Below are 13102 nucleotides of genomic sequence, written 5' to 3'. Positions count from 1 at the left end.
CGCGGTGACTCGAACTCACACGTGCGGTGCCCCAGACGTCTTAAATGCCTTCCGTCTACCCGTCAGCAAGCTGCCTTCAGCAATGCCTGCTTCCGCGCCAGAGCGCCGCATTCATAGTCGAGGGCGCGGCGCAACGCAAAGCGGGGTTGCGGTGGCCGGGCGGCTTCGCGGGTCGCGCGCTTTGACATCACCCCCGACTTTCGAGTGAGATACCGGACGGTGCCTGCATGCTCCGGGTGCGGCGGACGGGTGTGGCGTGGGTTCGCCGCGCCAGAGGCTCCGCTCGCCTTGCCCGGTCCTTGCATACGGAGCGCCGACACGTTCCGCCTCAACCTGTGACCGCAAGGGTGTTCCTTCACATGCCGACCATCGACCGCATCGACGCTTTCGCCGACGAGCTGACCGCGATCCGCCGCGATCTGCACATGCACCCGGAGATCGGCTTCGAGGAAGTCCGCACCTCCAATATCGTCGCCGAAAAGCTCGATGCCTGGGGCATCGAGGTATTCCGCGGGATCGGCGGCACCGGCGTGGTCGGCGTGCTGAAGGGCAAGGGCGACAGTGGCCGCCGCATCGGCCTGCGCGCCGACATGGATGCGCTGCCGATGGAGGAGCACACCAACCTCGGATGGCGCTCGACCATTCCGGGACGCTTCCACGGCTGCGGACATGACGGGCACACCACCATGCTGCTCGGCACCGCGCGCTACCTCGCCGAGACGCGCAATTTCGACGGCACAGTGCATTTCATCTTCCAGCCCGCCGAAGAAGGCCTCGGCGGCGCGCGGGCGATGCTGAAGGATGGGCTGTTTCAGAAGTTCCCGTGCGACGAACTCTACGGCCTGCACAATGCGCCAGACCTCGCCCATGGCGAGATCGCGATCCTGCCCGGGCCGGCGATGGCCGGCGCCGATTTCTTCGACATCACGATCTCGGGCTACGGCGCGCACGGCGCGATGCCGGAGCGCTCCAAGGATCCGGTGGTGATCGCGATGACGCTCGGCCAGGCGCTGCAGACCATCGTCAGCCGCAACGTCGATCCGCTGCAATCGGCCGTGTTGTCGATCACGCAGATTCACGCCGGATCGGCCTACAACGTCATTCCCGGCGAAGCCCGCCTCGCCGGCACCGTCCGATGCTTCTCCGATGACGTCCGCAAGCTGGTGCGCGAGCGGATGCGGGCGCTGGCCGCCGGCATCGCGGCGGCGTTCGATGTCGAGATCACCGTCGATATCCGCGACATCTTCAGCGTGCTGGTGAATCAGCAGGCGCAGAGCGATGTGGTCGCGGAAGTCGCGCGCGGCGTGGTCGGCGATGCCAACGTCAAGCTGCGCGAGCAGCCGAAAATGGGCAGCGAGGATTTCGCCGACATGCTGCAGGCGATCCCCGGCGCTTACTTCTGGGTCGGCCACGATGGCGACGTGCCGGTGCACAATCCCGGCTACGTGCTCGACGACAAGATCCTGCCGATCGGCGCCAGCATGTTCGCGCGGATCGTCGAAACCCGCCTTCCGGTGGCCGCCCATGTCTGACGGCATCTCCACCACGGCAACCGCGCTGCACGAGCTCTCCGCCACCGAGCTGCTCGCCGGTTACTACACCAAGCAGTTCTCGCCCACCGACGTGATGGACGCGGTGATCGCCCAGGCCGAGCGCTGGGAGCCGCATATCAATGCGCTGTACGCCTTCGATCCCGATGGCGCCCGCATCGCGGCGCGGGCCTCGACCGAGCGCTGGCAGAAGGGCGAACCACAGGGCATGCTCGACGGCATTCCGGTGACCATCAAGGAGAACGTGGCGACAAAGGGCACGCCGGTGCCGCTCGGCGTGCCGATCACCGCGCTGACGCCTGCGGCGGTGGACGCACCGCCTGCGGCGCGGCTGCGCGAGGCCGGCGGCATCGTCTGGAGCAAGACGACGATGCCGGACTTCGGCATGCTGTCGTCGGGCCTATCGAGCTTTCACGGCATCACCCGCAATCCGTGGGATGTGACGCAGAACACCGGCGGCTCCTCGGCCGGTGCCGGCGCGGCGGGCGCGGCCGGCTACGGGCCGTTGCATCTCGGCACGGATATCGGCGGCTCGGTGCGGCTGCCGGCGAACTGGTGCGGGATCTTTGCGCTGAAGCCGTCGCTCGGCCGCGTGCCGATCGATCCGCCCTATGTCGGCCGATGCGCCGGACCGATGACCCGCACGGTCGACGATTCCGCGCTGATGATGAGCGTGCTGTCGCAACCCGATCCGCGCGACGGCATGAGCCTGCCGCCGCAGGACATCGCGTGGAGCGAACTCGACGTCGATCTGCGCGGCAAGAAAATCGGGCTGCTGACCGATCTCGGCTTCGGCATGGCGCTGGAGGACGACGTCCGCCGCGTCGTCACCGATGCGGCGCGGCTGCTCGAGTCGCAGGGCGCGATCGTCGAGGAGGTTGAGCTCGGCTTCACCCGCGAGATGATGAACGGGCTCGACGCGTTCTGGCGCGCGCGGATGTGGGACGACGTCTTCAAGCTCAGCGAAGCGCAGCGCACGCAAGTCCTGCCCTACATCGTGCGCTGGGCCGAGGGCGGAGCAACGCTGTCCGGCGTCGAGGTGGTGCGCGGCTTCAACCAGACCATGGCGGTGCGGGCGATGGGCGCAAAGCTGTTCGAGAAGATCGACTACCTGATTTCGCCGGTCGCGCCGGTGGTGAGCTTCGCCGCCGACCTGCCTTCGCCGCTCGACGATCCCGACCTTCCGTTCGATCATATTCTCTATACCGTTCCGTGGAATATGGCCGAGAACCCGGCGGCCTCGATCAACGGCGGATATAGCAGCAGCGGATTTCCGATCGGCGTGCAGATCGTCGGGCGTCGCTACGACGATCTCGGCGTACTGAGGATCGCGAAAGCGTTCGAAGGCGTGCGCGGCGCGCAGAAGCCGTGGCCGCAAACGCCGCGCTGAATAGTCGCGTTTTGACATTGTAGGATGGGTTGAGCGCAGCGATACCCATCGACTCACGCGCAGTCGCATGGGTATCGCTCCGCTCAACCCATCCTACGAACTGCTCAGGCTCGACCCGCGCATCCAATTCCTTCATAAGGGTTGGATGGCGGGTTAAGCTTGGCCATGACGTCTCACAAACAAAAACACGCTGGAGGAAACCAGATGTCCTACGAGACCATCAAATACGAGGTCGCCGATCAGATCCTCACCATCACGCTGAACCGTCCCGACAAGCTCAACGCGTTCAATGCGACGATGCAGAATGAGCTGATCGAGGCGTTCGACAAGGCGGATGCGGACGACAATATCCGCGCCATCATCGTCACCGGCGAAGGCCGCGCGTTCTGCGCCGGCGCCGACCTCTCCTCCGGCGCCGACACGTTCGACCGCGACGCGCGCCGCGGCCCGGTGCGGCGCAATGCCGACGGCTCGGTCGATTACTCCGATCCCCAGGTGCGTGACGGCGGCGGCCAGGTGACGCTGCGGATCTTCAAGTGCCTCAAGCCTGTGATCGCCGCGGTGAACGGCCCGGCGGTCGGCATCGGCGTCACCATGCAACTGGCGATGGACATTCGTATCGCCTCGGAAGCGGCGCGGTTCGGCTTCGTGTTCTCGCAGCGGGGCATCGTGCCGGAAGCTGCCTCGAGCTGGTTCCTGCCGCGCATCGTCGGCATCGCCCAGGCGCTGGAGTGGTGCTACACCGGCCGCGTCTTCCCGGCGCAGGAAGCACTCGCCGGCAAGCTGGTGAGCCGCGTCGTGCCGGCCGATCAGTTGCTGGAAACCGCGCGCACGCTGGCGAAGGAAATCGCCGCCAAGACCGCACCGGTGTCGGTGGCGCTGATCCGGCAGATGATGTGGCGCATGCTCGGCGCCGACGATCCGATGGAAGCGCACAAGATCGATAGCCGTGGCATCTATGAGCGCGGCCGCTCCGACGACGTCAAGGAAGGCGTCTCCTCGTTCCTGGAAAAGCGTCCGGCGCAGTTCAAGAACAAGGTCACCGCCGACATGCCGGCTTACTACCCGTGGTGGGACGAGCGCGAGTACAAGTAAGCGCGGGCGCCCGACCGACGCTTATTCGTCCAAGATCGCGACGGCGCGCGTCCAGCCTGCGGACGCGCGCTCGATCTTCACCGGGAAGCACGACACCATGAAGCCGGTCGGGGGCAACAGCTCCAGATTGTGCAGCTTCTCGATATGGCAATAGCCGATATGGCGGCCCGCCTTGTGGCCTTCCCAGATCAGGCTGGCGTCCTTGGTCTGCGCGTAGCGCTGCGCGGTGAAGACGAACGGCGCGTCCCAGCTCCACGCATCGGTGCCGGTCAGCCGGACGCCGCGTTCGAGCAGATACATCGTCGCCTCGTAGCCGACGCCGCATCCCGAATTGACGTAGTCAGGCTGGCCGAATTTCGCGCCGGCAGCAGTGTTGACCACCACGATTTCGAGCGGCGCCAACGTGTGCCCGATGCGCGCCAGCTCGTTCTCGACGTCCTTGGCGGTGACAACGTAACCGTCCGGCAGATGCCGGAAGTCGAGCTTCACGCCCGGCTGCAGGCACCAGTCGAGCGGTACCTCGTCGATCGTCAGCGAACGTTCGCCGCGATTCATCGTCGGATGGAAATGCCATGGCGCGTCGAGATGCGTGCCATTGTGCGTCGACAGTGACACCTTCTCGACCGCCCAGCCCTGCCCGTCCGGCAGATCCTCCGCCTTCAGGCCCGGGAAGAACTGCAGCATGTGCGGCAGTCCCTGCTGGTGATCGATGTATTGAATACTCGGATGATTGCCCGGCGGATCGGCGGGAACGTCGTTCTGCAGCGGCACGGAGATGTCGATCAGTTTCCTCGGCATCGCGCTCCTCCCTCTCGATGTGTGAAGCCGCAGACGTTGCTGCCGCTGCCGGCCGTCACTTAATATCAAGCGGCAGCGGCCAAGCCTTCCTAAGCATCCTTCGCGGGCGCGGCTTTCAGTTCCGGGAAATCCTCTTCGCGAAACTCGACACCACGCAGTGCATCGGCCTGATCGTGCTCATGCTCGATCCGGCGCAGGTGCACGCGGCGGATTTTTCCCGAGATCGTCTTCGGCAATTCGGTGACCAGTTCGAGCTTGCGGATGCGCTTGAACGGCGACAACCGGCCCTGCAGATGCTTGAAGATCGACAGCGCAGTGTCGCGCGAGCGCTCGGCATCGGCGGTCAGCAGCACATAGGCTTTCGGGATCGCCAGCTTGATCGGATCGGGGCTCGGCACCACCGCGGCTTCGGCCACCAGATCGTGCTCAAGCAGGACGCTTTCAAGTTCGAACGGCGAGATCCGGTAGTCAGACGACTTGAACACGTCGTCGGTGCGGCCGACGAAGGTCAGGTAGCCGTCTTGGTCGGCGAACGCGACGTCGCCCGAGCGATAGGCCTCGCCACCCGTGCCGGAGAGCTTGCCGCCCTCGCCCTGATAGCCCTGCATCAGTCCGGCGGGCCGCGCGTCGCCGAGCGCCAACGTGATCTCACCCTCGGTCGCCGGATGGCCGTCCGCATCGGTGATCTTGATGACGTAGCCCGGCAGCGGCCGCCCCATCGAACCGATCTTCACCGGCTGCCCCGGCGAATTGCCGACCATCGCGGTGGTCTCGGTCTGACCGTAGCCGTCGCGGATGGTCGTGCCCCACGCGGCCTTGACCTGATCGATCACTTCCGGATTGAGCGGCTCGCCGGCGCCGCAGACTTCGCGCAGACTGACCTTGTAGTCCGCAAGCTTCTCCTGGATGAACATCCGCCACACCGTCGGCGGCGCGCACAGCGTGGTGACGCCGCAACGGCCGATCGTCGCCAGCAGGTTCTTGGCGTCGAACCGCGGCTGGTTGACGACGAACACGGTGGCGCCGGCATTCCACGGCGCAAAGAAGCAGCTCCAGGCGTGCTTGGCCCAGCCCGGCGAGGAGATGTTGAGATGGACGTCGCCGGGCTGCAGCCCGAGCCAGAACATCGTCGACAGCGCGCCGACCGGGTAGCTGCGCTGACTGTGCCGCACCAGTTTCGGCTTCGCCGTGGTGCCGGAGGTGAAATACAGCAGCATCGGATCGTCGGCCTGAGTCGGCCCGTCCGGCGTGAAGCTGTCGGGCTGTTGCTCGGTTTCCGCGAAAGCGAGCCAGCCGTCCTGCGCATCGCCGACGACGATGCGCAGCAGATCGCCGCCACCGAGGTTCTTGAACTTTGCGACTTGATCCGGCGCCGCGATCACAGCTTTGGCCTCGCCGCGCTCGAGCCGGTCGCTCAATTCCTCGGGCGACAGCAACGTGGTCGCCGGGATGGTGACGAGACCGAGCTTGATCGCCGCCAGCATCGTCTCCCACAGCGGAACGACATTGCCGAGCAGCAGCAACAGATGATCGCCGCGCTTCAGACCCTTGCCACGGAGATAGTTCGCGACCTGATTGGAGCGCTTGGAGAGCTGCGCGAAGGTCGGCTTGACCTCGTTGCCGGTGGCGCCGTCAACGATCCACAGCGCCGCACGATCGCGGCTCTCAGCATTCGCGGCGAGTTCGGCGTCGAACCAGTCGAGCGCCCAGTTGAACGGAACCGGATCGGGCCAGCGGAAGCCGGCGACGGCGGCCGCGTAGTTGGTGCGATGTTCGAGAAGAAACGAACGAGCTTGCTGGAACGTGGTCATGGCAACACCTCGCTTGCGAGGCACGGCGTCCACCTCCAGTTTATCCGTCATTGCCGGGCTTGACCCGGCAATCCATCTACTTCCGAAGAGTGATGGATGCGCGGGTCAAGCCCGCGCATGACGGCCATTATGGTGGCGCCACCGTGCGAAACATCAAAATGCTTACTTCCGTCCCTGCTCGCGCAGGTAGTTGATGATTCCCGAAAAATCCGTGCCGCCGTGGCCGGCCTGCTCGAACGCCGCGTAGAGCTCGGCGGCATGCGACCCGAGCGGGGTGGCGGCGCCGGAGGACTTTGCGGCTTCCTGCGACAGGTTGAGGTCCTTCAGCATCAGCGCGGCGGCGAAGCCGGGCTTGTAGCCGTTGTTGGCCGGCGAGGTCGGCACCGGGCCCGGCACCGGGCAATAGGTCGTCAGCGACCAGCACTGGCCCGACGAGGTCGAAGCGACGTCGAACAGCGCCTGATGCGACAGGCCGAGTTTTTCAGCGAGCGTGAAGGCCTCACCCACCGCGATCATCGAAATGCCGAGGATCATGTTGTTGCAGATCTTCGCCGCCTGCCCCGCGCCGGCGCCGCCGCAATGCACGATCTTCTTGCCCATCAGTTCGAGCACCGGCTTGGCGGCCGCGAACGCCGCCTCGCTGCCGCCGGCCATGAAGGTCAGCGTCGCCGCCTTGGCGCCGCCGGTGCCGCCGGAGACCGGCGCGTCGACCGAAGCCGCACCGAGCTTCGCCGCCAGCGCATGCGCCTGCACGGAGCTCTCGACGTCGATCGTCGAGCAATCGATGATCAACGCGCCCTTCTCGACGTGCGGCAGGATCTCGTTCCACACCGACAGAACGTGCTTGCCGGCGGGCAGCATGGTGACGATCACGTCGGCACCTTGCACCGCATCGATCGCACTCTTCGCGGTCGCGACTCCCTCCGCCTTGACGGCGTCGCACGACGCTGCGGCCAGATCGAAGCCGGTGACCTGTTGGCCGGCCTTGGCCAGATTGACGGCCATCGGGCCGCCCATGTTGCCGAGACCGATGAATGCGATGGCCGTCATGTTCGTCCCCTTTGGTCCCTCGATGATCCCGGTTTCTTCAGCCCGGGAATTTAAGTTCGTCAGCGCCGCGATCGACAAAGTAGCGCGCCACGATCTCCGGCGTCACCTCCGCGATCGTCGCGGGCCGCCATTTCGGCTGGCGGTCCTTGTCGATCACCGCGGCGCGAACGCCCTCGACGAAATCGTCGCTGACGAACACTTGGAGTGCCGCGCGATATTCGTGGACCAGACACTCCTGCAGCGACGCAGCGTTGCGCGCCATCCGCAGCAGCTTCAGCGTCACCTTCAGGCTGGTCGGCGACTTGATGCGCAGCGTCTTCAGCGCCGCCTGCGCGAACTCGGAGCCGTCCTGCTCAAGCGCGGCAATGATTTCGTCGATGCTGTCGTGGCCGAACGCGGCATCGATCTGCGCCTGATGCTGCTGCGCCGGGCCCGGATCGGGCGCGAGGCTGAAACGCGCGATGATCTCGCGCACCTGCGCGGCGCTGGCGCCGGCCGGCGCCGCGGTCAGCGCCTCGCGGAGATCCGGCCACACCACGCTGGGCACGAAGTTGTCGGCGAACCTGGCGTGGATCGCATCCGCGCCGTTCATGATCTCGCCGGTGATGCCGAAATACGTGCCGATCTCGCCGGGCGCACGCGTCAGCAGCCAGGTGCCGCCGACATCGGGAAAGAAGCCGATGCCGACTTCCGGCATCGCGATCTTGGTCTTCTCGGTGACGATGCGGTGGCTGCCGTGGCCGGCGATGCCGACGCCTCCGCCCATCACCAGCCCGTCCATCAAGGCCACATAGGGCTTCGGATAGGCCGCGATCCGCGCGTTCATGACGTATTCTTCGCGCCAGAACACCTTGCCGAGATCGCCGCCCTCGCGGGCGCTGTTGTACAGCCCGACGATATCGCCGCCAGCGCACAAGCCGCGCTCGCCAGCGCCTTCGACCAGCACCACCGCGATCTGCGGATCGGCCGCGAAGGCGATCAGCGCGCGGTCGAACTCGCGGGTCATCTCCAGCGTCAGCGCATTGATCGCCTTCGGCCGATTGAGACGGATGACGCCGGCAGCGCCTTCGCGCCGGACGATCAGATCGGGCTCGCTGACCGGCGCGTTCATCGCGCGCCCTCGATCAGCTTGCGCGCCACGATCAGTCGCATGACCTCGTTGGTGCCTTCGAGGATCTGATGCACCCGCAGATCGCGCACCAGCTTCTCGACGCCGTATTCGGCCAGATAGCCGTAGCCGCCGTGCAGTTGCAGCGCCGCGTTGGCGACCTCGAAGCCGGTGTCGGTGCCGAAGCGCTTGGCCATTGCGCACAGCTTGGTAGCGTCCGGGTCCTTGCGGTCGAGTGCGGCGGCGGCGCGCCACAGGAAGGTGCGCGCAGCTTCCAGCTCGGTCGCCATGTCGGCGAGCTTGAACTGCAGCGCCTGGAATTCGTCGAGCCGCTTGCCGAACGCCTTGCGCTCCCTGGTGTAGTCGAGCGCCTTGTCGAGCGCGGTCTGCGCGCCGCCGAGCGAGCATGCGGCAATGTTGAGGCGACCGCCGTCGAGCCCGGCCATCGCGATCTTGAAGCCGATGCCCTCGTCGCCGAGCCGGTTGGCGACCGGCACCCGGGCATTCTCGAAGATCACCGCGCGGGTCGGCTGCGCGTTCCAGCCCATCTTGCGCTCGTTGGCGCCGAAGGAGAGGCCCGGCGTGTCCTTGTCGACCACCAGCGTCGAGATTCCGCCGGGGCCGTCGCCGCCGGTGCGGACCATCACCACATAGAGATCGTTGGCGCCGGCGCCGGAGATGAACTGCTTCTGGCCGTTGAGCACGTAGTGATCGCCATCGCGCACCGCGCGGGTTCGTAGCGCGGCGGCATCCGAGCCGGAGCCCGGCTCGGTCAGGCAGTAGCTCGCAATCAGCTCCATGCTGCACAGCTTCGGCAGCCATTGCTGGCGCTGCGCTTCGGAGCCATAGCTGTCGATCATCCACGCCGCCATGTTGTGGATGGAGATGAAGGCCGACACAGCAGGACACCCGGTGGCGAGCGCCTCGAAGATCAGCGCGGCGTCGAACCGCGTCATCGCGCTGCCGCCGACGTCGTCGCGGATGTAGATGCCGCCGATGCCGAGCGAGGCCGCCTGCCGAATCACGTCGAGCGGCAGGTGCTTGTCCTCGTCCCATTGCAGCGCGTGCGGAGCGATCTTGTCGTCCGCGAAGTCGCGCGCCATCTCACGGATGGCGCGCTGGTCTTCGTTCAGGTCGAACTGCATGGCAGCCGACGCTTACTTCATCAGCGGGATCGAGAACTCCGCGCCTTCCTTGACGCCGGAAGGCCAGCGCGAGGTGACGGTCTTGGTTTTGGTATAGAACCGCACCGAGTCCGGACCGTGCTGATTGAGGTCGCCGAAGCCGGACTTCTTCCAGCCGCCGAAGGTGTAGTAGGCGATCGGCACCGGGATCGGCACGTTGATGCCGACCATGCCGACATTGACCTTGGCGGCGAAGTCGCGGGCGGCATCGCCGTCGCGGGTGAAGATCGCGACGCCGTTGCCGTAATCATGGTCGGACGGCAGCGCCAGCGCTTCGGCGTAGTCGTGGGCGCGGACGACGCTCAGCACCGGACCGAAGATCTCTTCCTTGTAGATCCGCATATCCTTGGTGACGTTGTCGAACAGACAGCCGCCCATGTAGAAGCCGTTCTCGTAGCCCTGCATCTTGAAGCCGCGGCCGTCGACGGCGAGTGTCGCGCCTTCCTTGACGCCGATCTCGACGTAGTTCTTGACGCGCTCCAGCGCTTCCTTGGTCACCAGCGGGCCGAAATCGGCGGACGGATCGGTCGACGGGCCGATCTTCAGCGACTCGACGCGCGGGATTAGCTTTTCCATCAACTTGTCGGCGGTGGCCTTGCCGACCGGCACCGCGACCGAGATCGCCATGCAGCGCTCGCCGGCCGAGCCGTAGCCGGCGCCGATCAGCGCGTCGACGGTCTGGTCGATGTCGGCGTCGGGCATGATGATGGCGTGGTTCTTGGCGCCGCCGAAGCACTGCGCCCGCTTGCCGGTCTGCGCTGCGCGCTCATAGATGTACTGCGCGATCGGCGACGAGCCGACGAAGCCGACGGCGCGGATATCCGGGTCGTCGAGAATGGCGTCGACGGCCTCCTTGTCGCCATTGACGACGTTGAGGATGCCCGGCGGCAGGCCGGCTTCGAGCATCAGCGCCGCCAGCGCCATCGGCACGCCCGGATCGCGCTCCGAGGGCTTCAGGATGAAGGCGTTGCCGCAGGCGATCGCCGGGGCGAACTTCCACATCGGGATCATCGCCGGGAAGTTGAACGGGGTGATGCCGGCAACGACGCCGAGCGGCTGGCGCATCGAATAGATGTCGATGCCGGGGCCGGCGCCTTCGGTGTATTCGCCCTTCATCAGATGCGGAATGCCGGTGGCGAATTCGGCGACCTCGAGGCCGCGCTGGATATCGCCCTTGGCGTCCGGAATGGTCTTGCCGTGCTCACGCGCGAGCAGCTCGGCGAGCTTGTCGTAGTCGCGCTGCACCAGCTCGAGGAACTTCATCAGCACGCGGGCGCGGCGCTGCGGGTTGGTTGCGCCCCAGGCCGGCTGTGCTGCAGCGGCGTTCTCGACGGCGGCGCGCATTTCGGCCTTGGTGGCCAGCGCGACCTTTGCCTTGACCTCGCCGGTCATCGGCTCGAACACGTCGGCGAAACGTCCCGATTTGCCCTCTACCTCTTTGCCGCCGATGAAGTGTCCGATCGTTCGCATCCGCTTCCTCCTGAAAGGCTGTTTTCGGGTCCTCTTGAACAGCCTTTTTCATCCTTTGGGAAGAGCCTGAACGCGTAGAACGTTTTCCAAATCGCTCAGATTGCGATTGGCGGCATAACACCACCGCCGCAGCCGAGACGTGCAACAGGCGCCCGGTGCAGCCGGGATAGGTCAGTGCTGGGAAACTGGCTTGGCTCTGGGGGTGGCCGGGGCCTTGGATGAGGCCTTGGAACTGGCCGGCTTACGCACCGAACGTGCTGGTGCCGGCGCTGCCGGCCGGCCCGCGCCGACGAGCACCGCATTGCGGCCGGCTTCGAGAATGGCGTCCGACATCTCCCCGCTGCCGGCGATCCGCGCCATCAGCAGCGATCCCATCATGGTGGCAAGCGTCGCCATCGCCTGCTTGCGCGCCGTCTTCGGCGGCGCATCGACGAATTCCGACGCGATCATCTCGATCATCTGTTCGAGCTTGGCGGCGAACGCCTTGCGGGTCTTCGGGCTTTCGCGGGCGATCTCGGCGCCCAGCGCCGGCACCGCGCAGCCACGGCCGGGGTCATCGCGATGCGTTGCGGACAGATAATTGTCGACGATCACCGCCAGCCGCTCAGCGGGGGGCGTCTCCGCCGCGAGCTTGTGCCAGCGTTCGATCGAGCGGTCCATCGCGAAGCTGAAGGCCTCGACCACCAATTGCTCGCGTGAAGTGAAATGGGCGTAGAAGCCGCCATGGGTGAGGCCGGCCTCCTTCATCAGGTCGGCGACGCCGACGCCATGGGCGCCCTTTTCGCGCAGCCGCACCGACGCCTTCTTGACGATGCGGGCGTGGGTTTCGAGCTTGTGTTCCTTGGAATAGCGCATGGCGCTCCAGCCGTGTCCAGGATAGTCGCTCGGACCGAGATATGTCCGAGATCATATTATGCCACCGAACGCCGCGCTCCGCTGCAAGTTTCAGACGGACTCAGGAGTCTTGCGGAGGCGATTGGTCCGGCAGCGTTCCGGCGCCGATCATCGCGAAGGTGGCGGTGGCGTGCACCGCCAGCTCGCCGGCGCCGTCATGGATGAAGCCTTCGGTATAACTGGACTGCCGGCCGAGCTTCACCACCCGACCCTCGGCGCTGATCGTACCAGATCGTACCGACAGCGGTCGCAGATAGGTCAGCTTCAGGTCCATGGTCACCGAGCCTCGTCCGGCCGGCAGCTCGGTCGAGATCGCACATCCCATCGCGGTATCGAGCAGCGCCGCAGCGACCGCGCCGTGCAGCAGCCCGATGGTGTTCTCCAGGCTCTGCTCGGGATCGAGCTGCATCACGATCCGGCCCGGGTGCACCTCGGCCATCTTGAAGCCGATCAGCCGCGCCAGCGGCGGCGGCGGCAGACGCCCGTCGCGAATGGCGGCCATCACCTCGATCCCCGGCATGGTCATGCTGGCGCGGGCAACCGGCCCGGGTTCCTGCCAGTCGACCATGCGGCTGCGCCGCCGCGACGGCGCGAACAATTCCGCAGACCGAGGCTCATCCATCAGGCTCATCGCGCACTCCGCATTTAAGAAATGATGATCATCATATGACGAAGTCGCTGCGCCGGCAAGTTCCGGCCCGCAACGGCTTGACAGAAGCGGCCTGTTCCTCGCCATGATGCCGCATCCGCCG

Annotated in this window: 11 protein-coding genes; 3 read left to right on the top strand and 8 right to left on the bottom strand. The window is 66.0% G+C overall.

The annotated features are described in order from the left end of the window. Positions 1–359: 359 nt before the first annotated feature. The 3 genes from LPW26_RS19080 (at position 360) to LPW26_RS19070 (ending at position 4035) form a co-directional block, all read left to right on the top strand. Positions 360–1532: a M20 aminoacylase family protein gene (locus LPW26_RS19080; protein WP_238737160.1), complete on the top strand. Its 1173-nt coding sequence runs from the start codon at positions 360–362 to the stop codon at positions 1530–1532. Further along, on the top strand, positions 1525–2940 hold the full coding sequence (locus tag LPW26_RS19075; protein WP_238737159.1) for an amidase: 1416 nt from the start codon (positions 1525–1527) through the stop codon (positions 2938–2940). Before LPW26_RS19080 ends, LPW26_RS19075 begins: the two co-directional genes overlap by 8 nt. Positions 2941–3144: 204 nt before the next feature. After that, on the top strand, positions 3145–4035 hold the full coding sequence (locus LPW26_RS19070; protein WP_238737158.1) for a crotonase/enoyl-CoA hydratase family protein: 891 nt from the start codon (positions 3145–3147) through the stop codon (positions 4033–4035). Positions 4036–4056: 21 nt separating this feature from the next. On the opposite strand, the gene LPW26_RS19065 is transcribed toward LPW26_RS19070, so the two are convergent. The 8 genes from LPW26_RS19065 to LPW26_RS19030 form a co-directional block, all read right to left on the bottom strand. After that, positions 4057–4833: a cyclase family protein gene (locus LPW26_RS19065; RefSeq protein ID WP_238737157.1), complete on the bottom strand. Its 777-nt coding sequence runs from the start codon at positions 4831–4833 to the stop codon at positions 4057–4059. A gap of 89 nt (positions 4834–4922) precedes the next feature. Beyond that, the gene (locus tag LPW26_RS19060) at positions 4923–6644 is read right to left on the bottom strand and encodes an AMP-binding protein (protein ID WP_238737155.1); all 1722 of its coding nucleotides are present in this window, start codon (positions 6642–6644) and stop codon (positions 4923–4925) included. Between the two features lie 162 nt (positions 6645–6806). Beyond that, the gene (mmsB, locus tag LPW26_RS19055; protein WP_238737153.1) at positions 6807–7694 is read right to left on the bottom strand and encodes a 3-hydroxyisobutyrate dehydrogenase; all 888 of its coding nucleotides are present in this window, start codon (positions 7692–7694) and stop codon (positions 6807–6809) included. Between the two features lie 37 nt (positions 7695–7731). After that, positions 7732–8805 carry an enoyl-CoA hydratase/isomerase family protein gene (locus LPW26_RS19050; RefSeq protein ID WP_238737152.1) on the bottom strand — a complete coding sequence of 358 codons (1074 nt, stop codon included), beginning with the start codon at positions 8803–8805 and terminating at the stop codon, positions 7732–7734. Then, positions 8802–9947 carry an isobutyryl-CoA dehydrogenase gene (locus tag LPW26_RS19045; RefSeq protein WP_238737150.1) on the bottom strand — a complete coding sequence of 382 codons (1146 nt, stop codon included), beginning with the start codon at positions 9945–9947 and terminating at the stop codon, positions 8802–8804. The genes LPW26_RS19050 and LPW26_RS19045 overlap by 4 nt, the downstream gene beginning before the upstream one ends. A 12-nt stretch (positions 9948–9959) precedes the next feature. Further along, the gene (locus tag LPW26_RS19040; RefSeq protein WP_238737149.1) at positions 9960–11456 is read right to left on the bottom strand and encodes a CoA-acylating methylmalonate-semialdehyde dehydrogenase; all 1497 of its coding nucleotides are present in this window, start codon (positions 11454–11456) and stop codon (positions 9960–9962) included. Positions 11457–11627: 171 nt separating this feature from the next. After that, positions 11628–12311 (bottom strand): TetR/AcrR family transcriptional regulator, encoded by a 684-nt coding sequence (locus tag LPW26_RS19035; RefSeq protein WP_238737147.1) that lies wholly within the window; start codon positions 12309–12311, stop codon positions 11628–11630. A 100-nt stretch (positions 12312–12411) separates the two neighbouring features. Beyond that, positions 12412–12981: a PaaI family thioesterase gene (locus tag LPW26_RS19030; RefSeq protein ID WP_238737145.1), complete on the bottom strand. Its 570-nt coding sequence runs from the start codon at positions 12979–12981 to the stop codon at positions 12412–12414. Positions 12982–13102: the final 121 nt, after the last annotated feature.

Origin of the sequence: Rhodopseudomonas infernalis (assembly GCF_022271405.1) — a bacterium.
Classification (GTDB): Bacteria; Pseudomonadota; Alphaproteobacteria; order Rhizobiales; family Xanthobacteraceae; genus Rhodopseudomonas; species Rhodopseudomonas infernalis.
This window is presented reverse-complemented; position numbering and strand designations above follow the sequence as displayed.